Source organism: Roseateles sp. UC29_93 (assembly GCF_042695725.1).
Taxonomy (GTDB): Bacteria; Pseudomonadota; Gammaproteobacteria; order Burkholderiales; family Burkholderiaceae_C; genus Roseateles; species Roseateles noduli_A.
Genome location: NZ_CP170545.1, coordinates 4435106 through 4458990, shown reverse-complemented (window position 1 = coordinate 4458990; position 23885 = coordinate 4435106). Strand labels below are relative to the sequence as shown.

Below are 23885 nucleotides of genomic sequence, written 5' to 3'. Positions count from 1 at the left end.
ATGGACGGCGAACACGACTTCCTCGGCACCGGCTGGGCCTTCCCGCCGGCCTTCGACCGGCGCACGCGCGGCGGCGTGATGGTGTCCGGCGTGACCGACGTCGAGGAGAGCCTGCGCATCCTGCTGACCACCGCGCCGGGCGAACGCGTGATGCACCCGACCTACGGCTGCGGCCTGCGGCGCATGGTCTTCGAGACGATGAACGACAGCACGCTGACGGAGATCCGCAGCCTCATCCAGCAGGCCATCCTGTTCTTCGAGGCGCGCATCGCGCTCAACGCGATCGACATCGACACCTCCGGGCTGTACGACGGGGTGCTGCGCATCCAGCTCGACTACACGCTGCGCAGCAGCAACAGCCGCTACAACTTCGTGTTCCCGCTCTACCTGCGCGAAGGCGAGGTGCTGGGGACCGAGGACCCGGGGCGCGACGCGCCAGGGAGGATCGCCGCATGAGCACCGGCACCGAACAGCGCGAGCGCTTCCCGATGGCCCTGGCGCCGGGCTACTTCCGCCCGGACGACCTGGACTTCGAGCAGCGCGTGGAGATGACGGCGCAGCTGGCGCGCCATCTGCGCTTCATCGACCTGGACGACCACGACGCGGGCGACTGGAGCTCGCTCTTCGCCACCGATCCGACGCTGGTGATGGCGCGCATCGCTGCGGTCGATCCGTGGCCGCTGCAGCAGCGCTTCGGACGCGAGGTGGACTCGGCGCCGCTGCCGCACCTGGCGCGCCAGGTGTTGACGCTGGCGGGCTGGCTGGACCTGTGGTGGCGCGCGCTGGCCGGCATCCACGACACCGCGCCGCGCGTGCTGCGCGAGCGCATCCACCTGCTGGTCGACCAGCAGCTGGCGGCCGACCTGCGCTGGGTCGAGCGGCGCTTCCTCCAGCGCGAGGACAAGCAGGACGCGCCGGCCGCGCCGCGTCCGCCGGGACCGGTGGAGCGCGAGCTCTCGCGCATGTGGCACCGCCAGATCAGCGAGGAGCCGGCCGTCGATCCGGACGCGGAGCGCGAGGACCGCGAGCGGCTGCGCGAACGCTTCTTCGCCTTCCTCAGCGCGGTGGACGACGTGCGCCGGCTGGCGCGCGAGCTGCTGCCCGACAGCATCGCCACGGCCAACCACGAGCCCGCGGCGGCGCTGCTGGTCGCCTTCCTGAAGGTCTGCGAGACGGCGCAGCGCGAGGTCAACCGCTTCCCCGCCCGGCACACCGCGTTCTACTACCGCGACTGCCTGGGCTTCGACCTCGCGCCGTCGCGCGCCGACACCGTCTACCTGGCCTGCCAGCGCGACCTGCGCGCGCCCGGCGACGTGCACGTGCCGGCGGGCACCGCCTTCGACGCGGGCAAGGACGCGGCGGGCCGGCCGGTACGTTTCGTCAGCGAGGGTCCCTTGACCGTCACCGATGCGCGCGTGGAGACGCTGCGCACGCTGCGGCTGGAACGGGACCGGCTGATCGCGCCCGAGCGCGACCTCGACTACGTCACCCGCGCCAAGGTCGCGCAGCCGGTGGCGGACGGCCGCACCGTCTGGCCGCTGTTCGGCGCGGCCGGCGGCGCGGGGGCCGAAGATGCGCGCATCGGCCTGGCCATTGCGTCGCCGCTGCTCCTGTTGCGCGAAGGCGAGCGCGAGATCCGCGTGATCCTGCGTCAGACCTCGTCCGGCGCCGCGCCGGACCTGCGCGGCCTGCGCGACGCGGTGCTGCGCGCCAAGACCGCGGACGCCTTCCGCGATGCCTTCGGGGACCTGGTGCCGCAATGGCTGCTGGCCGGCGGCGACGCAAGACCTGGCACCACCGCGGAGGTCAACCAGGACCTGCGCCGACACCGACTGGGTCTCCATGCGCAACGCCGCGCACCGCCTGCTCGGCGAAGGCCTGCCCGCGATGTTCGATGGCTCCGGCGCGCCCAACCGCGCGCTGATCTTCGACCGGCTGCTGCAGGGCGCGTTCCGCCTGAGCCTGAGCACGGCGGCCGGCTGGTGGACCGTCGAGAGCCGCCTCGACCGCGCCGCCGGTGCCGGTCTGTCGCTGCTGATCCGGCTGCGCGCGGACGCGCCGGCCATCACCGGCTGCGATCCCGCCGTGCATGGCGCGGAATGGCCGACGCGGCTGCCGGTGCTGCAACTGGAGGTCGCGACGCAGGGGCGGCTTTATCCGTACTCGCTGCTCGCGCGGCTGCCGTTGGCGGAGGTCGACCTGCGCGTGTGCGTGCGCGGCGTGCGCGAGGTGCGGCTGGCCAACAACCTCGGCCCACTCGATCCGACCAAGGCCTTCGCGCCCTTCGGTCCGCTGCCGGGCCTGTCCTCCTACCTGGTCGTGGGCTCGCCCGAGGCGGCGCGCAAGACCCTGGACCGGCTCTCGCTGGACATCGAATGGGGCGGCCTGCCGCTCGAGCCCGGCGGCTTCGACACGCATTACGCCGGCTACGGCGGCACCGCCGGCAAGGAGCTGCGCCAAGGCCAGTTCAGCACCGAGATCGCCTGGCTGCGCGACAGCCAATGGCAGGCCTGCGCGAACCGCTCGGCCCACCAGCCGCTGTTCGCCGGCGCCAACGCGGCCGGCGAGCTGATCGCGACGCAGCACATCGAGATCGATCCCGGCTCGGTGCGCAAGCTCAGCCGCGCCACCGACGAGGACTGGTCCACGATGCCGATGCCGCGCAACGGCCTGTGCCGGCTGCAGCTCAGCGGCCCGCGCTCGGCCTTCGGCCATGCGGCCTATCCGGTCGAGCTGGCCGCGACGGTGGCCGCCAACGCGCGCACCAAGCGCCCGAGCCCGCTGCCGAATCCGCCGTACACGCCGGTGATCGAGCGCATCTCGCTGAACTACGAGGCCGCCAGCGTCATCGCGCTCGACCGCGACGACGATCCGCCCGAGGGCGTCGACGGCGAGCGGCTGTTCCACCTCCACCCCTTCGGCCTGCAGACGCTGTATTCGGCGATGTCGGGCGGTGGTCACGACCTGCTGCCGCGCCTGGGCGTCGACGGCAACCTCTACATCGGCCTGTCCTCCTGCGATCCCGGCGGCGTGCTGACGCTGCTGTTCCAGCTGCGCGAGTCGTCGGCGCGCAGCCTGCTGAACGGGTCGCGGCCGCGCGCCGTGCAATGGGCCACGCTGGCCAACGACGAGTGGCGGACGCTGGCCGCGTCGCGCGTGCTCGGCGACACGACGCACGGCTGCCTGACCTCCGGCATCGTGACGCTGGACCTGCCGCGCGACATGAGCACCGACCACACCGTGATGCCGGCCGGGCTGTACTGGCTGCGGCTGTCGGCGGCCGCGGAGTTCGATTCCTTCGCCGGTCTGGTGTCCGTGCGCACGCAGGGCGTGCGGCTGCGGCGGCAGATGCCGGGCGATACGGGGATGACGGGCGCTGCGCCGCCGCGCACCGGCAGCGCGCCGCCCGCCCCCGCCGGTGCCGCTGGTGGACGGCGCCATCGTGCGGCCGTCGGCGACGCTGCCGGGGCTGGCCTCGGTGACGCAGGTCGGACGCTCCTTCAGTCTGCAGCGCGAGGAGGACGAACGCGCCATGATCACGCGCGCCGGCGAGCGACTGCAGCACAAAGGCCGCGCGTCGCTGGGCTGGGACGTCGAGCGGCTGCTGCTCTCGCGCTTCCCCGATGTGATGAAGGCGCGCTGCCTGCCCGCGCAGGACGGCAGCGGCGGCGTGACGGCCGTGGTGATCCCGACGCTGCCGCGCAACCTGCCCGCGCTGGCCTGCGCGGCGCCGCGCTTCAACGCGGTCGAGCTGGCCCGCATGACCGCCGCGTTGACGGAGATCGGCTCGCCCTTCGCGCGCTTCCAGGTGCGCAATCCCGCCTACGACCGGCTGCAGCTGCGCGCGACGCTCGGCCTGACGCGCGGCGCGCACGAAGGCGCGACGCTGCGCCGCGTCAACGAGGCCATCGTCCACTACCTGTCGCCGTGGTTCGACGACGGCTACGGCGCGCGTTTCGACTGGCTGGTGCGCAGCGAGGACCTCGAGGCCCGGCTGCGCGCGCTGGAGGGCGTGAGCTTCGTGACGCAGCTGTCGCTGATCACCGTGGCCTGCGACGACCGCGACGTCTACACGCTGTCCGACACCGCCCGCGGGCCGCTGGACGTCCCGCCGCCGGGTCGGCCGGGCAAGGACGGCAGGGAGAGCAGAAGCGCCCAGAACGGCCAGGACGGCCAGGACGTCAGGAACGGCCATAGCGGCGGCGGCAGCAGCGGCAGCGGCCGAAACAGCGCGCCGCCGGCCACCGGCGCGGCCCATGCGCGCGCGCGGCTGCCGTGGAGCATCGCACTGCCGATGCCGCAGCACATCCTCACCGCGGTCGACCGCTTTCCGGAGACGGTGTCGCCGCGCGCCACCGGCGTGGACCGGCTGGCGGTCGGCAGCACCTTCATCATCGGTGGACCGGAGCGGCAGGACGCCGGGCCCGCCGTCGTGATCGGCAGGGGTGCGCCATGACGACCCGCAACCGCGACACGCTCAAGCAGTTCTTCCAGGAAGGTCGGCTGCCCACCAGCGACCACTTCGGCGACCTGATCGACTCGATGCTCAACATGAGCGACGAGGGCTTCCGCAAGACGCCGGAGAACGGCTTCGAGGTCTCCACGCCGGTCAGCCACGATGCGCTGATCAGCTTCTACCGCGAGCAGAGCGGCCGCGAGGCGATCTGGTCGATGGCCTACGGCGGCGACCGCGACCAGCTGCTGTTCCACCACGGCGACGCGCGCGCCGCCGGCACGCGGGACCCGGTGCTGGCGCTGGACACCGAGGGCCGCGTCGGCATCGGCACGGCGAAGCCGCGACAGGCGCTGGAGGTGGCGGGCGTGGTCGCGTCGTCGGGCCGGCTCGGCGACCTGCGCCGCGAGGACGAGGCCGGCCAGCCGCTCAAGGCCGACGGCGAGTGGCACGACCTGACCGGCGCGCTGAGCGGCTGCCAGGCGTTCGAGGTGATGGCCGGCGTCGGGCAGAAGGACGGCGGGCGCTTCGCGATGCTGCATGCGATCGCGATGAACACCTACAACCCGCTGCCGGGCTGGCTGGAGTTCCTGTCGCCGCGCAAGCGCATCCGCAGCCAGCACGCCTGGTACGGCCGCCGCTGCGACCGCATCCAGCTGCGCTGGGCGGGCGGCCACGGCCGGCGCGCGAGCTACCGGCTGCAGATCCGCACGCAGTGCGACTACGGCGAGGGCAAGGTGATCCAGGCCTCCGTGTCGCAGCTGTGGTTCGACCCCGAGATGACGGGAGGCTCGACATGAGCGCGGGCGGCGCGACGTCGCATCCCTCGGCGTTCCCGTCCGATCTGCCGGGGCCGTCCGCGCCTCCGGTCATGCCGACGACGCCGGTCAAGCTGACGCCGACGACCGACGAGGAGCGCGACGTCGGCTTCGACGGGCTGCGCGCGCGCGGCATCGCCCTGCTGCAGCAGCTCAGCGGCGGCGTATGGACCGACCACAACCTGCACGACCCCGGCATCACGATGCTGGAGCAGCTGTGCTTCGGCCTCACCGATGTCGTCTACCGCGCCGGCTTCCCGGTGGCGGACCATCTGACCGGACCCGACGGCACCATCGACTACGAAGCCCTGTCGCTGCATCCGCCGGCGGAGGTCTTCCCCTGCCGGCCGACCACGCCGGCGGACTATCGGCGTCATCTGCTCGACGCGGCGCCCGGACTCGACGACGCCACGCTGCTGGCCGAGCCTGGCACCGGCCTGTACCGGCTGCAGCTGCAGCTGACGCGCGACACGGGCGCTGCCACGAACGGCCGGGGGAACGGGTCGACGAAGGGCTCCGGAAGCAGCTCGGCCAGCGGCTCGGCCAACGGCTCCGCGTCCGGATCGTCCGGCCGCGCCGTCCTGTCGGACGAAGTCGCCGCCGAGCGCATCGCCGCGGCGCGCGCGGCCTACTTCGAGCGCCGCAACCTCGGCGAGGACCTGCATCCCGACATCGTCCGCATGCGCGACGTGCCCTGCGACCTGCATGCCGACATCGACATCGCCGGCCCACGCGACGGCGTCGACATCCTGGCCGAGGTCTACGACCGCTGCGCGCGGCACATCGCGCGCGCGGCGGTCTCGCGCACGCTGGACGAGCTGCTGCGCGAAGGCCAGTCGCTGGAGCGCATCTACACCGGGCCCGAGCTGCGCAACGGTTTCATCGAGGACGCGCCGGCACCGGAGGCGGGCTACGCGGTCGACTGGCTGTTCCTCTCGGACCTGACGACGGTGGTGCTGTCGGTGCCGGGCGTCGTCGACGCGCGCGTGGTCGCCCTGCGCGCCGAGGGCCGTGAGACGAACGCCGGCTCGGTCGAATGGCGCGGCCGGGACTGGGCGCTGTCGCTGCGCCTGCCCGACCGCGACGTGCCGCCGACGATCAGCGTGCGCCGGCGCGGCAACGTGGTGCCGGTGGCCTGGAACGACCTGCGCCGGCGGCTGGAGGACCTGCGCTCGGCCGGCCGCTCCCATCAGGCGCGCGGACGTACCGAGCAGGCCGCGCGTGCCGCCGAGCTGCTGCCGCGCGGCGTGCACCGCCGGCTCGACACCTACGTCTCGGTGCAGGACCACCTGCCCGCGATCTACGGCCTGGGGCGCTACGGCGTGCCGTCCACCGCGCCGCCGCAGCGGCAGGCGCGCGCCCGGCAGCTCAAGGCCTACCTGGTGATGCAGGAGCAGGCCATCGCGCAAGGCCTGGCCCAGCTGCAGCATCTGCGCGAGCTGTTCTCCGTCACGCCGGGCGCGCGCCAGGGCCTGTGGACGCAGATGATCGGCGCCGACGCCGTGCCGGGGCTGGACCAGCTCTACAAGGAAGCGCCGCAGGCCGTGGCCGAGGCGGTGTACCGGCCCTTCGACCGCTCGGCGCGGCGCAAGAACCGCGCGCTCGACCACCTGCTGGCGCTGCACGGCGAGACCTACACGCAGAACTCGATGCGGCAGTTCCTCGGCCACCTCAGCCCCGAGGAGTCCGAGACGCTGCTGCTGGAGAACAAGGCCACCTGGCTGCGCGACATCGTGCAGCTGACGCGCGACCGCGCGGGCGGCTTCGATCCCACCCGGCCGTCGTGGGACGTGCCGGACAACTGCGGCGGGCTGCAGCGCCGCGCGAGCCTGCTGCTGGGCTTCAAGCAGTGGCACGACCGACCGCTGACGCGCGCGCTGCGCGAGCAGCGCTTCACCCTCGTCGCCAGGCCGGGCGCCGGACATCAGCCCTGGCTGCTCGACGACCAGGACGACGCCGTGCGGCTGGCGCCGTCCGCGGGCCACGCCGTGCAGCCGTCCGACCGCGCGCAGGTGCGCGAGGACCTGCAACGCATGCCCTGGCTGCGCTTGCCGATTCCGGCGGGGCTGCTGCGCGCCGGTCAGCACAGCGCGCGTTACCGGCTGATGCCGGCCGCGGGCCGCGGCGAAGCGCGCCGCCTCATCCTCGGACCCGACGAGAACCAGCAATGGTGGCTGCTGGGCGAGTTCCCCGACGCCGCCGCCGCGCGCCGAGGCGCCGCCAGCCTGCGGCTGTTCCTGCGTCATCTGGACCAGGAGAGCGAGGGCATGCACGTCGTCGAGCACGTGCTGCTGCGGCCGCTGGCGCCAGGATGCGCTTTCGCATGCGCGCCTGGGGCTGTCGAAGGACTTCCATCAACTGCGCGTGACGGTGGTGCTGCCGGGGTGGACGCATCGCACGTCGCAACCGGCCTTCCGCCACTTCGCGGAAGAGACGCTGCGCATCAGCTGCCCCGCCCACCTGACGCTGCGCTGCGTGTGGCTGGACGCCGAGCCGATGCAGCGATTCGAGGACACCTATGCGGCCTGGCTGGAGGCGCGACTCGCGTGGGCCGGCGCCCCCGACGACGAGCGCGCGCGGACGCTGGCGGACGAGACCGCGTGCCGCGTGATCGAGCGCCTGGGGATCGACGACGCAGCGATGACCGGCAACGGCGGCGGCGCCGACCGCGGCCCACGCGGAGAGGACGACGGCCACGGGCCGATCGTGCAAGGCCATGCGTGACGCCGAACGCGCCTTGCCGCATCTGGTCGAGCGCATGACGGTCGACGCGGACTTCGGCACCGGACTGGGGCTCGGCCAGGGCGTCGGCCAGACCCTCGGCATGAGCCCGGGCGAGACGGAGGCGCGCCTGGTCACCTGCGTGCAGGGACCGTTGCTGCGCGTGATCGACGAAGTCTTCGACGAATGCTGTCCGGCCGAGGAGCACTGGCGGCTGGACGAGCTGGAGATCGACCTCGGCGAGCTGCCAGCCGCCGAGTGGGAGACCGAAGCGCCGCGCCTGCTGCGCGAGCGCCTGCGCCGCGTGCTGCAGGAACTGCGCGGCCCCGGCGCGACCAGCGCATCCGGCCGCGCGACCGGCCTGCGCGTCAGCACACGGCCGCAGGCGCGACGCGACGCGTTGCTGCATTTCCTGCGTCATGGCCGGCTGCCCTGGCAGGGACGCGGGGACGATCCGGTCAGCCTCGCCCGGGACGCGCTGCGCGAGGACGCGGGCGCGCTCGTCGCCGCGTTGCGCGCCACGCCGGACCGCGCGGCGCTGCTGCAGCGCCTGGCCGCGCAATTCGACGAGGACCTGCTGGGCACGCTGGTCCACGCCTTCATGCCCGGCGAGCCGGCGGCTGCGGCGCGACTGCTCGACATCGTCGCGCAGGCCCGCCGCAACGGCCGCTCGCCGCGCACGCAGGCGGCGCTGTGGGAATCGGTGCTGGGCCAGGCGATGGACCACGCGGTGGCGCCGCGGCCCGCCGCGTTGATGCTGTTGCGCGCGCAGCTGCTCGCGGCGCTGGATGCGGGCGCGGCGTTCTCGAGCGGCAGCGATCCGCTGCACGGCGTCGCGCACGCGTGGGCACCGCTGCTGCGCGAAGACCGCGACTGGCTACGCGCCACCTTGCAGCGCGTCGGTGAGACAGCGATCGTGCGCGAACGCCTGGTGCAGGCCCTGCCCGAACGGCTGCTGCCGCGCCTGCTCAGCCTGTGGATGGCCGAGCCCGCCGCCGAAGCCGTCGCCGCGTGGATCGCCGCCGTCGCGGCCGGCCAGGTGTCGGCCGACATGGCAGGCGACATGGCAGGCGATAGATTCAGCGACGTTGCGGCGGGGATGTCGGGGTCCCATGCGACGGGCCGGTCTCCTTCATCGAAGCACCCTGCTCCATCGACCACCGACGGCGCGACGATCGAAGCACGTCGGCGTCGGCTCTGGCAGGCGACGCTCGGCCACGCGGTGCGCCATCCGTCGTCGAGCTTCGATCCGGCCCGCTATGAGACCGAGGTCCGCGAAGACCTGGAGCGCCATGCCCCGCCCGGATCGGAGCCGCCCGCGCGCTGGTTCGACCGCGCGGTGCGCGCCGCCACGGCCGTGCTGTCGGCCGCGCTGTCCGTGTTGCGCCTGCCGTGGCGCAAGTCCTCCGCCACGTCACGCGCGACGCGGGGACAGGGAGACTCCGATGCGTCGAGGACGCCCGGCTCGTCGATCGACGTCGACGCTCATGCCGGCGCTGATGCCGATGCCCACGCGTCAAGCGCGCAGATCGCCGTCGGCAACGCGGGGCTCGTGCTGGTGTCGCCCTACCTGCCGCGGCTGTTCTCGATGCTCGGCCTCGCCGACGACCGTGCCTTCACCGGACCGGAGGCCGCCGCGCGGGCCGTGCTGCTGCTGCAGGCGCTGGCGACCGGCCATGCCGCGGCGCCCGAGCCGGAGCTCGTGCTCAACAAGCTGCTGTGCGGCGTGCCGCTGGACACGACGGTGCCGCGCCTGATCGAGCTCTCCGACGCCGAGCGCGAAGCGATCGACGGCCTGCTCGGCGCCGTGATCCAGCACTGGCGGATCCTGGGCACCACGTCGATCGACGGCCTGCGCGGCAGCTTCCTGCGCCGCGCCGGCCAGCTGGAGCGCGGCGACGACGCGTGGCAGCTGTCGGTCGAGCCGGGCCCCTTCGACATGCTGATCGATCAACTGCCCTGGGGCTACGCGACCTTGCGGCACCCGTGGATGGAAAGGGTGATTCATGTGGACTGGCGCTGACCCGTCGCCGCGCGCGACGAACAACGCGCGCGCACTGGAGGCCGAGCTGCACTGGCTGGACCGCGTGCTGCAGCTGCGCCTGGCCGGGCACTTCGGGCAGGAAGAGGTGGTCGCGCCGCCGAGGTCGGCATCGCCGCGGTTCGCAGATCGCGGCGAGCTGCCCCCGCCGCCCGCCTTGCCGCCGCCGGCGGCCGAGCCGGACAACGACCTCACGCGGCTGATCCGCGAAGGCGAGCTCGGCCCGGCGGAGCGGCTGGTGCTCGCGCTCGCGCTCGCGCCGCACCTGCGGCCGCAGCTGATGGACCTGCTCTTCGTCAGCAACCGCAACCTGGATCGCGGCTTCTGCGAGTTCGGCGGCTGGAAGGGCCGGCACCACGGCGGCTTCCTGCCGACGGTGGAGACGGCGGCCTTCCTGATCGCGGGCGAGGACCTGGCGCGCCGCTTCGCGCTGCGGCAGATGCTCGATGAGACGGCGCCGCTGCGCCGGCTCGGCATGGTGCGGCTCGCGCATGAGGCGCCGGGAGAGCCCTGGTACGGATCCGCGCTGCTGGCCGGCGCGGACACGCTGGACCTGCTGTGCACCGGCGAGGCCCGCAAGCCCGACTACAGCACGCAGTTCCCGGCCAAGCTGATCGAGACCAAGCTCGGCTGGAACGACCTCGTGCTCGATCCCGACGTGATGGACGAGGTCGAGGCGATCATCACCTGGGCCCGCCACGGCGACACGCTGATGCGGGACTGGCAGCTCGACAAGGCGCTCAAGCCGGGATACCGCTGCCTGTTCTTCGGCCCGCCGGGCACGGGCAAGACGCTGACCGCCACGCTGATCGGCGACAAGGTCGGCGCGGACGTCTACCGCATCGACCTGTCGATGGTGGTCTCCAAGTACATCGGCGAGACGGAGAAGAACCTCGCCCAGGTCTTCGACCAGGCGCAGCACCGGCGCTGGATCCTGTTCTTCGACGAGGCGGACGCGCTCTTCGGCAAGCGGACCGCGACCTCCAGCAGCAACGACCGGCACGCCAACCAGGAGGTGTCCTACCTGCTGCAACGCGTCGAGGACTTCCCCGGCACGGTGATCCTGGCGAGCAACCTCAAGGGCAACATCGACGACGCGTTCGCGCGGCGCTTCCAGTCGGCGGTGTATTTCCCCATGCCGGACGCCGAGCAGCGCCTGCGGCTGTGGGAAGGCATGGTGCGGCACACGGGGCGGCTGGACGTGGACGTGGACCTCGCGGAATTCGCCGAGCGGCATGAGCTGGCCGGCGGCGCGATCGCCAACGTGGTGCGCTTCGGCGCGATCAACGCGATGCAGGCGGGACGCGACCGCATCCTGGCCGCCGACCTGCGCCGCGGCATCGCCAAGGAACTGCGCAAGGAAGGACGCACGGTGTAGGCGCCATGGGAACACGCTCCTTCTTCCAATCGATGCGTCGGCGGTGGTCCGTCGACGAATCGGCCGATGACGCGCCCGACACCGGGCGCGTGTCGTCGCCTTGCCGTCACTGCGCCCGCGTGCGCTGGTTCGTCGGCGGCATGCTGCTCGCGGCGGCGCTGCTGGTGCTGCACGCGAGCGCGCAGTCGCCGGCGGCAGCGCCGGCGTCCTCGGCGTCCGACACGACGACCTACGTCGCGACGCCGCGTCCGTTGCCTCCTCGGCCCGAGCAGCCGATCGCCTCGGCTCCCCTGCCTGCTTCAGCCGCTTCGGCCGCGGCCTCTGCCGCGGGTCGCGATCCGATGTGGCTGGTCTACCAGACGATTCCACTGCCGTCCGGCCGGCTCGACCGCCCGTACAAGGCGCGTGATCTCGTGCGCGGCGGCAGGCCGCCCTACCGCATCGCCATCGACGGCGCGTTGCCGCCGGGCATGTTCGTCGAGGAGGACGGCGCGCTCGCCGGCACGCCGACGAAGACCGGCACGTTCCGTTTCCTGCTCACCGCGACCGACGCCTCGCGGACGAGGAACCTCGAGCAGGCGCTGTACGAGATCCGCGTCGTCGATCCCAAGCCCGCGCCGGTCGCACGGCCGGCCGCGGCGCCGGCATCGGTCCCGGCGCGCGCGCCCGCGACGGCACGGGCTCGCCCGCCCAATCCGCTGACGTCGATCACCGAGGACCAGACCAACCGCGTCGTGCCGGCCGATCCGCCGATGCCGATGACCTACGTGCTCACCGAGGCGAAGCTGGCCGAGATCTTCAAGAACGCGGAGGCCTCGGCGGGCGAGTCGCTGATGACGGCGGCCGCCGCGGGCGAAGCCGCGGCTGAGGGCGAGCCGGCGGGCCCGAAGGCGCTCGCGGTGAAGCCGCCGGTGATGGGGCCCACGCTCGACCAGTTGCGCGAGATGCTGATGCCCTTGAAGGACGTGGAACACCCGACGCGCGCGGTGTTCCAGGACTCGCTGCGGGCGCGGCAGTGCGAGTATTTCCTGCGCCACGTCAACGAACTCACGCGCGAGCTCGACAAGGACCAGATCCAGCGCTGCCCGCGCAAGGAGGATCTGGCGGAACGCGACCGCGAGCCGCCGCCGCTGCGACCGTCACCGGGGAGCGGGCGCGCGCCGGACCAGGACAACGCGATCGACGGCCGCATCGCCGCCGCGGAGCTGGAGCGCAAGCAGCAGCTGGAGAAGGAGAAACAGCAGCAGAAGCAAGAGGAGAAGGCGGCGAAGCCCGGCCAAGTGCCGACGCTGCCGCCGGGACGGCTGGCGGTGGACACCTTCCTCGACATGCTGATGCCGGCGACCTTGCGCGAGGAGATCACCGACGCGGCCGGCGTCGAGCATCCGATGACGGGCGTCAAGCCGCTGAACCTCGTCCCGGAGGATTGCGGCTGCAGCCTGCAGGCCATCGAGACCGACGTGTACGCCTTCCTGCCCTTCTGGATGCAGGGCGCGAGCGATGCGGCCATCCCGGTGCGCTTCGACAAGTTCACGCGCATGCAGTACATGGGCGCGGTCCTGCGCAACGACGGCAGCTATCAGGCGCCGCCCGGTGTCGAGAGCCCGGGGGGCGGCTTCGCGCGCCGTGTGAACCAGCACGACGTCGGCCTGGACCTGGTGCTGTACCGCCGCGACTTCCACGTGCTGATGCGGCTGGTCAAGCCGGCGCGCGACGACGTGCTGGCCAACAGCGCGGCGGCCATCGGCGCGATGCTGGACATCCGGCACAGCGACCTGCAGGGCCGGTTCGAGGCCCTGCTGCCGCCGGGCTGGCGCGAGGAGGCGCATGTCTACGACGGGCTGACGGTGTTCTTCGAGCCGACGGACGCGGAGGCGGAGGACCCGCGCTTCGAGCGCTTCTTCATCGACTACGTGCAGTCGCTGGTGACCCAGATGCAGAAGCGGGCGCCGCGGGCCTTCCAACTGAACCTGGTGATCCCGCAGCACCTGCTCGGCGAGAAGGGGACGGCATTCCGGTTCAGGAACCTGCTGGCCATCATGAAGACGGCGGAGCGCAACCGGGCGGAGGCCTCCCCCGGCGAATACAAGGAGCGCGGCGCGGCGACGGCTTCCTACAAGTCGACGCCCGACTACGTCGGCAAGAGCCCGATCACGGTGCGCATCCTGACGCCGCTGGGCATGGGGTCGGACGTGAACAAGATGCAGCTTCGCAACCGCACCGACTTCACCGACGAGCTCAGCGGGCCGGACCGCATGGCGCTGCTCGTCAGCGTGATGCCGGTGCTGGTGTACCCGGGCGGCAAGCCCGTCGACTTCGTGGGGGCCGAGAGCATGGACCGCGACCTGGTCTACATCGGCTGGTCCTTCGGCGGCGTGGCGTTCTGGCCGCTGCCGGTGTCCAGCATCGGCGCCGGCAAGACCGTGGTGGAGCTGCTGGACACGCGCTTCTGGTCCTTCCTCGACCAGGACACCCGCTTCTGCAAGATCGTCTGCCCGATGCGCATGCCGCTGCGGCTGGGACTCGAGGCGCTGCTGGTGATCGTGGGCACGACGCTGCTGCTCTACGGCTGGAACTGCCGCGTGCGGCGGATGGGTCACGTGATCCTGATGGTGCTGTGGGCGGGGGCGCTGGTGACGCTCGCGGTGGCCAGCGCGATCTTCTCCTGCGACCCGTCGCTGAATCAGCTGAGGACGGGGAACACCTTGCTGGTGGTGATCATCCTGGTGCTGATCGTGGGCGGGTTGATCGTCACGTTCAAGCCCAGGGTCGAAGCCCCCTGAGCGCCCGGAAGACACACGCAGGACACGCACCAGTCACGCACAAGCCACGCGCAAGTCACGCGCAAAGACACGCGCAAAGACACGCGCACATCGACCACGAGAGGAGCCTCCGATGAAGGACTCGACCAACGACAACAGCGCGTTCGAGCATGCGCCGGCGGCCTCGCCGGCGCAGCGGCGAGCGCTGGAGGGCGGCGACCTGTCCGCGATGCTGGACGGATCGCCGCGGCAGCTGGCGCAGCGCCGGCGCATCGATGCGGCGTTCGGGCCGGTCGCGCAGCGCGAGACCGGGCTGGAGGAGGACGAGCTGGGCACGGCGCAGGCCAAGGTCGCTCAGCGGGAGACCGGCATGCTCGATGACGAGGAGCTCGGCACGGCGCAGGCCAAGGCTGAGCCGGTGCAGCGCCAGGAGAACCGGACGGGGATGCCCGATGGATTGAAGTCCGGCATCGAATCGCTGTCCGGCACGGACCTGTCGGACGTGCGGGTGCATCGCAACTCGTCGCAGCCGGCGCAGCTGAATGCGCTCGCCTACGCGCAGGGGAACGACATCCACCTCGGCCCGGGTCAGGAGCAGCACCTCCCGCATGAGGCCTGGCACGTGGTGCAGCAGCGCGAGGGCCGCGTGCAGCCGACGATGCAGATGCAGGGTGTCGACATCAACGACGACACCGGGCTGGAGGCGGAGGCGGATCGGATGGGGGACAAGGCGATGAGCATCGGGCGGGAGGGGTGAACGGACCGCCGCGCTTCAGCGGCGGCCAGGCATTTACCCGCGCGCCGCCGGCGAGAACACCCGCAGGCGATGACCGTCAGGATCGGTCGCCGTGAAGGTGTAGCCGAAGTCCATCGCGGTCGGCGTCTGCAGGATGGGCAACCCGGAGGTCTTCCAGTCCTCGAAGCGCGCATCGACGGCGGCGGCGTCCTTGACCGCGAAGGCCAGCTCGCTGCCGCCTGCCGGCGTGGCGGCGGGTGCGACGCCCGCCGAGGCCCACAGGCCCAGCATCACGCCCGAGTCCAGCGCGAACATCGCGAAGGTGGGCGAGTTCTCGACCGGCGGCTTGCCGAGCAGGCGCTTGTAGAACGCGCTGCTCTCGGCCGGGCTGGCGACGTACAGGAGGATGAAGTTGGGGTGACTCATGACAGGTTCCTGGTTGGGTTGACGCAGCGGATGCTAGGAACCAGGTCTGTCAATTTCCGTCAGCAGCAGCGATGCCCTCGCGTTCCCGCCAGGCCTTCAGCAAGGCGGCCTTGCGCTGGGGATAGCGCTCCTCGATCAGTTCCGGACCGGTCACGCGATCGGTGCGGAAGCTGCGGATCTCCTCGCGCAGTTCGCACCAGGCCACGAGCACCTGGACGCGATCGAAATACCCCAGCGCAAAGGGCCAGACGGTGCGCTCGCTGTCCTTGCCCTTGAGGTCGCGATAGTGGATGCGCAGCTTGTGCTCGTGGCGGATCGCCCGGCGCATCAGCGACAGGACGTCTCGGTCGACGTCCGGTGGATCCGAGGGGCCCGGAAGCAGCGACGTGTTGTCCAGTTCATGGCGCATGGCTGGCGGCAGCACGGCCGCGATCTTGGCCAGTGCGTCACGCGCCGCGATGCTCAATCGCGCGTCGCTGCGACCGGCGACCCAGCGCGAACCGAGCACAAGCGCCTCGACCTCGTCGACAGAGAACATCAGCGGCGGCAGCACGAAACCTTCGCGCAGCACATACCCCAGGCCAGGCGCGCCGTCGATGCGCGCGCCTTGCGATTGCAGCGTCGCGATGTCGCGGTAGAGCGTGCGCAGGCTGATGTCCAGCGCGGTCGCCAACGCCTCGCCAGTGACGGGGTGACGGTGGCGGCGCAAGGTCTGGATCAGGTCGAGCAGGCGTGCGGAGCGGGACAAACCGATTCCTCCAGGAGTTGGCGCGAGGATAGGTGGTTTCGCCCGGGCTCCGCTCCGGCTTCACGGAGGCGGATCAGGTGAGGTGCAGACGCCAAGGCTGAGGATCCGGCAGCCGAGAGGGTTTCCGGTCCTCAGCAACGGCGAGAATTCGGACCAATGAGGCGAGCGGAACACGCAGCATGAGCTTTGAATTCGAGACGCTGAGACCTGTCATCAGCGGCGTCCTGGGTGGCGCTGCGGCAATGGTTTTCTGTGCCGCCGTTGCGCGGTGGGTCCCGACCGTGAGCAACGGAAAGAATGCGGCCACGCTGGTTCGAGAGAATCGCGTCGCCATCTTGGTCTGCAATGCGATCATCTTCTCCGGACTCCTCGTCGGCATCGGCCTCTACCAGACAGGCATCTTTGCGCACAACGACTGGCGCGGACTGGCCCTGAGCGTTGGCGGTGGGAGCGCGCTGGGTCTGTTGACCTTGCCATTGCAGGCCCTGGCGGCACGGCGCAACCCCAGAGAGGCGTATGTGGCCTACGCCATCTCCCAGCGGACGCCGATCGTTGTCCTGTACGCGATCCTGATTCTCGTCATCGTCCCTGCGGCAGTGGCATTGAGCAGCCTGCACTGAGCGCCTCGAATCAGCCACCATTCCCGCGGTCGTCGGGATGAATTCCTCCGGCGTCTTCATGTCCTCCTTCGCCGCCGTGCCGAGTGGTGATCAGGCCCAACGGGGCGTTTGACGACAGGTTTCATCCGCCCTGCCCCAGCATTCCCATCGCCGCCACGACCAGCAGCCCGACCTTGACGAGCACGTCCGCCCCGACGGCCCACTTCGTCCACTTGCTCTTCAGCAAGACCTGCCACCGCGCGTTCATGCCTGGCTCCGATCGAAGATCTCGTCCATCCATCCGACGCATTCCTTCGTCAGGCCGTGCGCTGACCGGCTGACGCCCGCCGCCCGTCCTTCGAGGCGCCACCGCTCCGTGGTATCGCTACCACGTGCTGCGCGAGATGACTCGTTTTTGCCATTTCACTTAATGCGAATCAATCTCACCTGCGTTAAAGTCCCGGCCGAAAGTCACCTCCTCCCTCTTCCGGACTACTCGATGAAGCAGCAATTCCTGATGACCGCGTGCGCCCTGGCGGCGTCCCTCGCGATCGGCGACCTGGCCTACGCCCAGGACGCCACGCTCGACAAGATCGTCGTGACCGGCAAGCGCGCGAACCGCGTCTCCAAGGGCGCGACCGGCCTGCCCATGGACGTGAAGGACACGCCGCAGACGATCAGCTCGATCGACCAGGAAGACATGGCCAACTTCGGCCTGACCGGCAGCAACGAGGCCCTGGCCCTGGCCACCGGCATCAACGTCGAACAGTACGAGACCAACCGCGCGACCTTCAACGCCCGCGGCTTCGAGATCCAGCTGACCCAGGTCGACGGCCTGGGGATGACCAACTCCTGGGGCACGGTCGTCGGCAGGGAGGACACCTTCCTGTTCGAGCGCATCGAGCTGATCCGCGGCGCCAACGGCCTGCTGACCGGCGTGGGCAACTCGTCGGGCACGATCAACTACATCCGCAAGCGTCCGAAGAACGAGGACAGCGGCGAGTTCAACGTCTCCTTCGGCTCCTACGGCAAGAAGCGCGCGGCGCTGGACTACAACAAGGTGCTGACCGAGGACGGCTCGTGGGCCGGACGCTTCGTCGTCGCGACCGAGGACAAGGACTCCTACCTGCGCGACCTCAAGGACAAGCGCACCTCGGTCTACGGCGTCGTGGACGGCCAGATCGGCACGAACGGCGTGCTGACCGTGGGCATCACCGCGGTGGACGCGAAGCAGGATTCGCCGATGTGGGGCTCGCTGACGCTGCTGCGCTCGGACGGCACGCAGGCCGACTTCCCGGTGGGCTCGTCGACCTCGCAGAAGTGGACCTACTGGAACACCAAGTCCTACAACGCCTTCGCCGAGTACACCCACCAGTTGAGCAAGAACTGGGAAGCCAAGGTCACCTACAACTACCGCCATGGCAACGAGGCGACGCGCCTGCTGTACGCCTATTCCAACAGCGGCGTGCTGAACCCGGACAACACCGGTCTGGTCGGATGGCCGTACCGCAGCCTGGGCAGCTCGGACAACAACGTGCTGGACGCCAACGTCAACGGCAAGTTCAACCTGTTCGGCCGTGAGCACTCGGTGCTGGTGGGCCTGAGCCGGTCGCACCAGGAAACCAAGACCGACACCTACGCCGTGCTGGACCACATGCTGGATCCGCTGCCGGCCTTCCCGTACGACGGCGACGCCTACACGCAGCCGCAATGGGGTCCGCGCGCGGCCGGCGAAGGCGGCGAGCAGACGCTGACGCGCCTGTACGCGGCGTCGCGCATCGCGGTGACCGATTCGCTCAAGGCCATCGTCGGGGTCAACGCGGTCAAGCTGGAACGCGCCGGCTCGACGGTCTACGGCAATCCGGCCACGGGCACGGACTATCCGGACACGAAGAAGACCAGCCCCTACTTCGGCGTGACCTACGACATCACGTCCGACGTGCTGGCCTACGCGTCGTACTCCAACATCTTCCAGAACCAGGACCAGTACGACATCAACGGCACCTACCTCGCGCCGATGAAGGGCGTGAACGGCGAAGTGGGCGTGAAGGCCGAGTGGCTGAACAAGGCGCTGCTGACCACCGCCGCCGTCTTCACGTCGAAGCAGGAAGGCCTGGCGACCTACGGCGGAATGACCTCGGGCGGCCAGTACTGGTACGTGCCGAAGGACGTCAAGTCCAAGGGCTGGGAAGTCGAGGCCACCGGCCGCATCGGCAAGGACACGAAGCTGACCGCGGGCTACACCCGCCTGATGCTGACCGGCCCGGACGGCAACGACATCTACGAATGGGTGCCGCGCCACACCTTGAACTTCCGCGTCGACACCCGCGTGCCGATGCTGCCGGCGCTGCGCGTCGGCCTGGGCGGCCGCTGGCAGTCGGAAGTCAGCAAGATCGGCAGCGCCAAGCAAGGCGCCTATGTCGTGGCCAACGCGTTCGCGTCCTACGAGCTGTCCAAGTCGGCCACGCTGCGCGCCAACGTCAACAACCTGTTCGACAAGAAGTACATCGGCGGGCTGGCCTACGGCGCGATCTACGGCGCGCCGCGCAACTACGGCGTGTCGCTGGACTACAAGCTCTGACAAGCGCCGATCGAGGCGCGGTCAACGTGCGGTCAACGCACGTTCAACGCGCTTCGAGAGCGCCCTGACGCTCCTGCACTTCAAGACCCGGGCTGAGTCCCGGGTCTTTTTTCGCCTGCCTCAGGGCCGCGGCAGGCCGCAGGCGCTCAGGAAGCGTTCGAGCGCCTCGAGGTTCGACGACGACACGATCGCGGCGATGTAGCCGTCAGGACGCACCAGCGCCCAGTCGCCGGGCTGCAACGCATAGGCGTCGCGGAAGTCGCCGTGCTCGTCCACGTAGTCGCCGCCTTCGCCCGTCTCGCCGATCGCGTGGATACGAAGACCAGCTCGCGCGGGCAGGCCCCTGCGCGAGTTCAATGAAGTCCGCGACCTGCGGTACGCCAGCAGCGTCCAGTGCGGTCCCTGGAACAGCTCGAACAGCCGCGTCCCCTGCCCCGCCGCGCCACGCAGGCGCGCATCGGGCGCGCGGTCGCCGGCCAGCGGGCCGCGCTCGCGGGCCGGCACTTCCAGCGCGAGCGAGGACTCCGGATACCCGATGTCGAGTTGATGCACCTCGCGACCGCGGCGGTTGTCGCCGCGCTTGGCCGCGTCGAGCAGCCGGGTCGAGAGCTTGAGCATGCCCTCGGCCACGGGCCTGCGCTCCTCCTCATACGTTTCCAGCAGCGCCTGCGGCGCGCCGTGCAGCACGGCGCCCAGTTTCCAGCCGAGGTTGTAGGCATCCTGCACGCTGGTGTTGAGGCCCTGACCGCCCGTCGGCGGATGGATGTGCGCCGCGTCGCCGACGAGGAACACCCGCCCCACCCGATAGCGCTCGGCCAGGCGCGCGTTCATGTTGTACGCGGAGGCCCAGGACACGGCCTCGATGCGGATGTCGTCGCGGCCCGAACGATCCTTCACCATCGCATTGAGCCCGTCGACGCCGAGGTCGACCTCGCCCTCCAGCGGGACCGGCGCCTGCAGCTGGAACAAGGCCGTCCCCGCCAGCGGACAGAGCGCGAGCTGCCGCGCCATCGATCCGTCGTTGAACTGATGCCAGGCGTCGCGCGACAGTCCGCTCAGGGTCACGTCCGCCACCACCGCGCGCACACCGAGCGTCTTGCCGGGGAAATCGATGCCCAACTGCTTGCGCACGTCACTGCGGCCGCCATCGGCGCCGACGAGGTAGCGCACACGAATCCGCTCATGGCGGATGTCCGCCCCGCCCACCATCCCGTCGGTCCCGTCGGCCTCGTCGGCCTCGTGGGTCCCGACCGCCACGCGTGCGGTGACGCCCTCTTCATCCTGCTCGAAGTCCACCAGCGCGCAGCCGTAGCGCGGCGCGTGGCCGAGTTCCGCCAGCCGCTCGCGCATCACCGCCTCGGTCAGGAACTGCGGCACCATGAGCGGCATCTGATGCGGCTCGGACGAGGTCGGCGGCGAGGTCTCGAAGCTCGTTTCGGTGAAACTGCCGTCCGCCGCATGGTGGCGCTGTGGCGGATACGGCGCGCCGGTCGCTACCAGCCGGTCGAGCAGGCCGAGGTCTTCCAGGACCTCCTGCGTGCGTGGCTGGATGCCTTTGCCGCGCGAGCCGTGGAATGGCCGGGCGGCTTGCTCGATCAGTTGAAAATCGACACCCCGACGGGCCAGGTCGATGGCGAGCGTCAACCCCGCCGCGCCGGCGCCGACGATGAGGACCTGGGTGGTAGCAGGCAAGGCGCACGGGAGGAAGGATTCGTTCATGTCGCTCCAATTGAGTGTAGTTTGCACATAACTGAAGGGATGGTATGCCGGCTCGAAAAAATGTGCAAGATCCGCACATATGTCGACCCAACTGAAGGCCTTGCACGGCGCGCTGATCCGCATCGCGAGCGTGATGAACCGCCCGCGCAACGACGAGCGCCTGATCGAGGAAGCGGGCGTGCTGCTGGACCGGGCGCTGTTCCCCTTGCTCGTGGGCATCGAGCGTTTCGGACCGATCGGCGTGGTGGACCTGTCTGATCGCGTGGGACGCGACTACACGACGGTGAGCCGCCAAGTGGCGAAGCTGGAGTCCTTGAACCTGGTCAGCCGCCAGAAGAGCGCTCAGGACAGCCGCGTCCGCGAGGCCGTCGTCACCGCCGAGGGTCAGGCGATGACCGATCGCATCGACGATGCGCGCCAGCGCATGGGCCATCAGATCTTCGGCGAGTGGAGCAAGGAAGAGCTCGACGATCTGGTGCGTCTGATGACGAAGTTCGTCGACGCGCTGGAAGGCGCGACCGACGCGCCCTGATCCCGCCACCGCCCGCCGACGACAACGCCCGCAGGACTCGCGTCGTGCGGGCGTTGCCATTCAGGCCGTCGCGGCACCTTCGCTCACGGCGGACCGCCTCCCGGCGGCCTCACCCGTGAACGACGTGTCGACTTCCGCTCAGGGAAAGTTCGTCACCGTCGGCGTGAACGAGGCATTGCAGCCGGTCTGCGCGCCGGTGTTGTTGATCACGTGCACGATGCCGCCGTTGTTGCCCAGGCAGACCGAGATCATGTTGTGGAAGCGCACGTTGCCGTTGACCGGCGCCTCGATCGCGCGATCCAGCAGGATGCCGCCATTGGTGAACACGCTGTAGACGCCCAGTCCCCAGGCCTCGTGGCTGGTGACGCTGTCCGCCACCTTGTACGAGGCCCAGCCGCGGCCGGTCGGGCTGTTCCAGCCGGCCTGGCTCTGCGGGTCGTACGGGATCTCCGATTGATAGAAGTACACGCGGCCGCCGTTGCCGTTCCAGACCACCTGGTGCTTCTGGAAGTGCTCGACGAACAGCCCGTACATGGTCACGTCGTTGCCGTTGACCCAGAGGCCGTTCTCCGACGGGTTCTGCGTCCAGCCTACGCCGGCGCCGTGGTCGGCGCGCCAGACCCAGGTGTGATCGACGATGGTGTTGTTCGCGTTCACGCTCAGCGCAATGCGGACCCTGCCCGCCGCCGCGCCGCCGACGCGGAAGAACAGGTCATGCAGCACCGTCGGGTTGGCCGCGTGGTTGGCGGCCGCGCCGTTCGGGCCGACCTCGAGCAGCACGCCCGATTCCACCGCGCCCGCGTCGAAGAACAGGCCCGAGATCGTCAACCCGTCCACGTCCGCCGTCTGCATCAGCGGCTGGCCGTTGTCCGAGCGCAGCGTCGGGAAGCCGATGCCCAGCACCACCGTGTCCGGATTGTTCACGCGCAGCGGCTGCGTCAGCACGTAGGTGCCAGGTGTGAACAGCAGGTGCTTGCCGGCCGCCAGCTGCGTGTTGATCGTGGCCGCGGTGTCGCCCGGCTTGGCGATGTGGAACTGCCCGATCGGGATCGTGCGTCCCGGCGTCGCGCCGCCGTTATTCCAGGAGATGCCGCTGCTGTTCTGGCGCAGCGCGGGCACGCGCACCGCGTAGCTGCCGTCGGTGTCGATGAAGAGGAAGGGCTTCTCGCGGACCACCGGCGTCTGCGCGATCTTGGTATAGCGCTGGCCCGCGGTCGGGAAGCTGCCCGCCGGCGCGTTGGGCACGCCGACGAAGACCATGTTCCAGTTGGAGCCCGTCCAACTGCCCCACTGGCTGTTGCGCGAGATCCATTGCTGTTGGCTGGCGGAGTTCACCTGCCCGTCCACCAGCACGTCGGAGAACCAGCCGCCGCTGGACCAGCCGCTGTTCTGGTTGAGCTTGATGTTGCCGCGCACGTGCATGCGCCGGAACGGGATCGCCTGCGAGACCGCCCACTGCATCGTGTTGTTGCCGATGCCCAGGCTGGGCGTGACCGAGAAGTTCTCGGCGCCGCGCCAGAAGTTCTGCGTCGCGTTGTCGCCGCCCAGGAAGGCGTTGGAGCGCAGGTCGCCGTTGACGTGGACCAGGTCCGGATGGCTGCCCAGGCCCAGCACCTGCGTGTAGAAGCCCACCGGGATGCGCAGGTTGTTGTAGGTGCCCGGCGTCAGCAGGATGGCGTCGCGGCGCGGGCCGAAATGATTCGGCTGCTGCGCGTTGTAGATGCCGTCGATCACGCCCTGCAGGTTGGGCGTGGTCGGGCTGACGATGTGCACGCTGGACCCGAAGTCCGGCGGCGTTCCGGTGGTGGGCGGCGTCGGAGGCGTCGTCGGCTGGTCCGCGATGACGAACTGCTCCCAGGCCTGCACCGCGTTGCGGTTGGCCACGAGCACGCCGCCGAGGTTCAGGTCGGCGCTGACGTACAGCCCGCTGGCCACCGAGCGCAGCGCCACCGTGCCGTTGGCCTGCGGCACGACGACGAATTGCTCCCACGCATCGGCGGTGCGCCGGTTGGCGATCAGGCGGCCGGTGTTGGGCGCGGCCAGGCCGATGTCGGCGGAGACGAAGTTGCCGCTGATGCGCGCCCGGAACGACACCGTGCCGTTGCCGTTGTTGACGACGTCGAACTGCTCCCAACTGTTGGCCGCGCCGGCGGTCGCCGTGAGGTATGAGGAGCCGGTCGCCGTCGCGCTGACGAAGTTGTTGTTGGCCGCCGCGCGCAGCGTGGCCGCGTCGGCGTCCTCCGCCGACAGCGTCAGCGCGGCGATCCAGCCGGCCGCCAGCAGCGCGTGCAGGGGCCACGCCCGTCCTTGATTCCATGCCATGACGAATCTCCTTCCTGAAAGTGGCGCGAGTCTAGGAAGAAGAAATACC

18 protein-coding genes are annotated in these 23885 nt (G+C 70.5%); 12 read left to right on the top strand and 6 right to left on the bottom strand.

The genetic code is table 11. From position 1 onward, the window contains the following. The gene (locus ACFJIX_RS20820) at positions 1–456 is read left to right on the top strand and encodes a GPW/gp25 family protein (RefSeq protein ID WP_377154456.1); all 456 of its coding nucleotides are present in this window, start codon (positions 1–3) and stop codon (positions 454–456) included. Here the strand turns inward: ACFJIX_RS20820 and ACFJIX_RS20815 are convergent. Beyond that, positions 384–1844, bottom strand: a complete 1461-nt coding sequence (locus tag ACFJIX_RS20815; RefSeq protein ID WP_377154454.1) for a hypothetical protein — start codon at positions 1842–1844, stop codon at positions 384–386. The genes ACFJIX_RS20820 and ACFJIX_RS20815 overlap by 73 nt on opposite strands. Between ACFJIX_RS20815 and ACFJIX_RS20810 the strand changes: the two genes are divergently transcribed. The 8 genes from ACFJIX_RS20810 to ACFJIX_RS20775 all read left to right on the top strand — a co-directional run bounded on the left by ACFJIX_RS20810 (position 1843) and on the right by ACFJIX_RS20775 (position 14930). Next, positions 1843–4197: a hypothetical protein gene (locus ACFJIX_RS20810; RefSeq protein ID WP_377154452.1), complete on the top strand. Its 2355-nt coding sequence runs from the start codon at positions 1843–1845 to the stop codon at positions 4195–4197. The genes ACFJIX_RS20815 and ACFJIX_RS20810 overlap by 2 nt on opposite strands. A 97-nt stretch (positions 4198–4294) precedes the next feature. Continuing rightward, positions 4295–4456: a hypothetical protein gene (locus tag ACFJIX_RS20805; RefSeq protein WP_377154450.1), complete on the top strand. Its 162-nt coding sequence runs from the start codon at positions 4295–4297 to the stop codon at positions 4454–4456. After that, a complete protein-coding gene (locus ACFJIX_RS20800; protein WP_377154448.1) occupies positions 4453–5253 on the top strand; it encodes a hypothetical protein in 801 nt (266 codons plus the stop codon). Before ACFJIX_RS20805 ends, ACFJIX_RS20800 begins: the two co-directional genes overlap by 4 nt. Next, positions 5250–8033 carry a hypothetical protein gene (locus ACFJIX_RS20795; RefSeq protein ID WP_377154446.1) on the top strand — a complete coding sequence of 928 codons (2784 nt, stop codon included), beginning with the start codon at positions 5250–5252 and terminating at the stop codon, positions 8031–8033. The genes ACFJIX_RS20800 and ACFJIX_RS20795 overlap by 4 nt, the downstream gene beginning before the upstream one ends. Continuing rightward, the gene (locus ACFJIX_RS20790; protein WP_377154444.1) at positions 7988–10015 is read left to right on the top strand and encodes a contractile injection system tape measure protein; all 2028 of its coding nucleotides are present in this window, start codon (positions 7988–7990) and stop codon (positions 10013–10015) included. The genes ACFJIX_RS20795 and ACFJIX_RS20790 overlap by 46 nt, the downstream gene beginning before the upstream one ends. Next, the gene (locus ACFJIX_RS20785; protein ID WP_377154442.1) at positions 9999–11411 is read left to right on the top strand and encodes an ATP-binding protein; all 1413 of its coding nucleotides are present in this window, start codon (positions 9999–10001) and stop codon (positions 11409–11411) included. The genes ACFJIX_RS20790 and ACFJIX_RS20785 overlap by 17 nt, the downstream gene beginning before the upstream one ends. Before the next feature lie 5 nt (positions 11412–11416). Beyond that, positions 11417–14194, top strand: a complete 2778-nt coding sequence (locus ACFJIX_RS20780; protein ID WP_377154440.1) for an Ig domain-containing protein — start codon at positions 11417–11419, stop codon at positions 14192–14194. A gap of 112 nt (positions 14195–14306) precedes the next feature. Then, the gene (locus tag ACFJIX_RS20775; protein WP_377154438.1) at positions 14307–14930 is read left to right on the top strand and encodes a DUF4157 domain-containing protein; all 624 of its coding nucleotides are present in this window, start codon (positions 14307–14309) and stop codon (positions 14928–14930) included. A 33-nt stretch (positions 14931–14963) separates the two neighbouring features. Here the strand turns inward: ACFJIX_RS20775 and ACFJIX_RS20770 are convergent, their stop codons facing one another. Next, positions 14964–15335, bottom strand: coding sequence for a VOC family protein (locus tag ACFJIX_RS20770; protein ID WP_377154436.1), 372 nt, complete (start codon positions 15333–15335; stop codon positions 14964–14966). A gap of 49 nt (positions 15336–15384) precedes the next feature. Further along, positions 15385–16083 (bottom strand): helix-turn-helix transcriptional regulator, encoded by a 699-nt coding sequence (locus ACFJIX_RS20765; protein ID WP_377154434.1) that lies wholly within the window; start codon positions 16081–16083, stop codon positions 15385–15387. A gap of 179 nt (positions 16084–16262) precedes the next feature. Between ACFJIX_RS20765 and ACFJIX_RS20760 the strand changes: the two genes are divergently transcribed. Further along, on the top strand, positions 16263–16703 hold the full coding sequence (locus ACFJIX_RS20760; RefSeq protein WP_377154432.1) for a hypothetical protein: 441 nt from the start codon (positions 16263–16265) through the stop codon (positions 16701–16703). Positions 16704–16824: 121 nt separating this feature from the next. Here the strand turns inward: ACFJIX_RS20760 and ACFJIX_RS20755 are convergent, their stop codons facing one another. Further along, complete coding sequence (locus ACFJIX_RS20755; RefSeq protein ID WP_377154430.1) at positions 16825–16950, bottom strand: hypothetical protein; 126 nt, start codon at positions 16948–16950, stop codon at positions 16825–16827. A 231-nt stretch (positions 16951–17181) separates the two neighbouring features. Here ACFJIX_RS20755 and ACFJIX_RS20750 point away from each other — a divergent pair, with 231 nt between their 5' ends. Then, a complete protein-coding gene (locus ACFJIX_RS20750; RefSeq protein WP_377154427.1) occupies positions 17182–19263 on the top strand; it encodes a TonB-dependent siderophore receptor in 2082 nt (693 codons plus the stop codon). A gap of 120 nt (positions 19264–19383) precedes the next feature. Here ACFJIX_RS20750 and ACFJIX_RS20745 read toward each other — a convergent pair whose 3' ends face one another. Beyond that, entirely contained in the window at positions 19384–20955 is a 1572-nt protein-coding gene (locus ACFJIX_RS20745) for an FAD-dependent oxidoreductase (protein WP_377154424.1), read from the bottom strand. Positions 20956–21061: 106 nt separating this feature from the next. Here ACFJIX_RS20745 and ACFJIX_RS20740 point away from each other — a divergent pair, with 106 nt between their 5' ends. Continuing rightward, positions 21062–21514, top strand: a complete 453-nt coding sequence (locus ACFJIX_RS20740) for a MarR family winged helix-turn-helix transcriptional regulator (protein ID WP_377154421.1) — start codon at positions 21062–21064, stop codon at positions 21512–21514. 138 nt (positions 21515–21652) lie between these two features. On the opposite strand, the gene ACFJIX_RS20735 is transcribed toward ACFJIX_RS20740, so the two are convergent. Next, positions 21653–23836 carry a hypothetical protein gene (locus tag ACFJIX_RS20735; RefSeq protein ID WP_377154418.1) on the bottom strand — a complete coding sequence of 728 codons (2184 nt, stop codon included), beginning with the start codon at positions 23834–23836 and terminating at the stop codon, positions 21653–21655. Positions 23837–23885 lie beyond the last annotated feature (49 nt).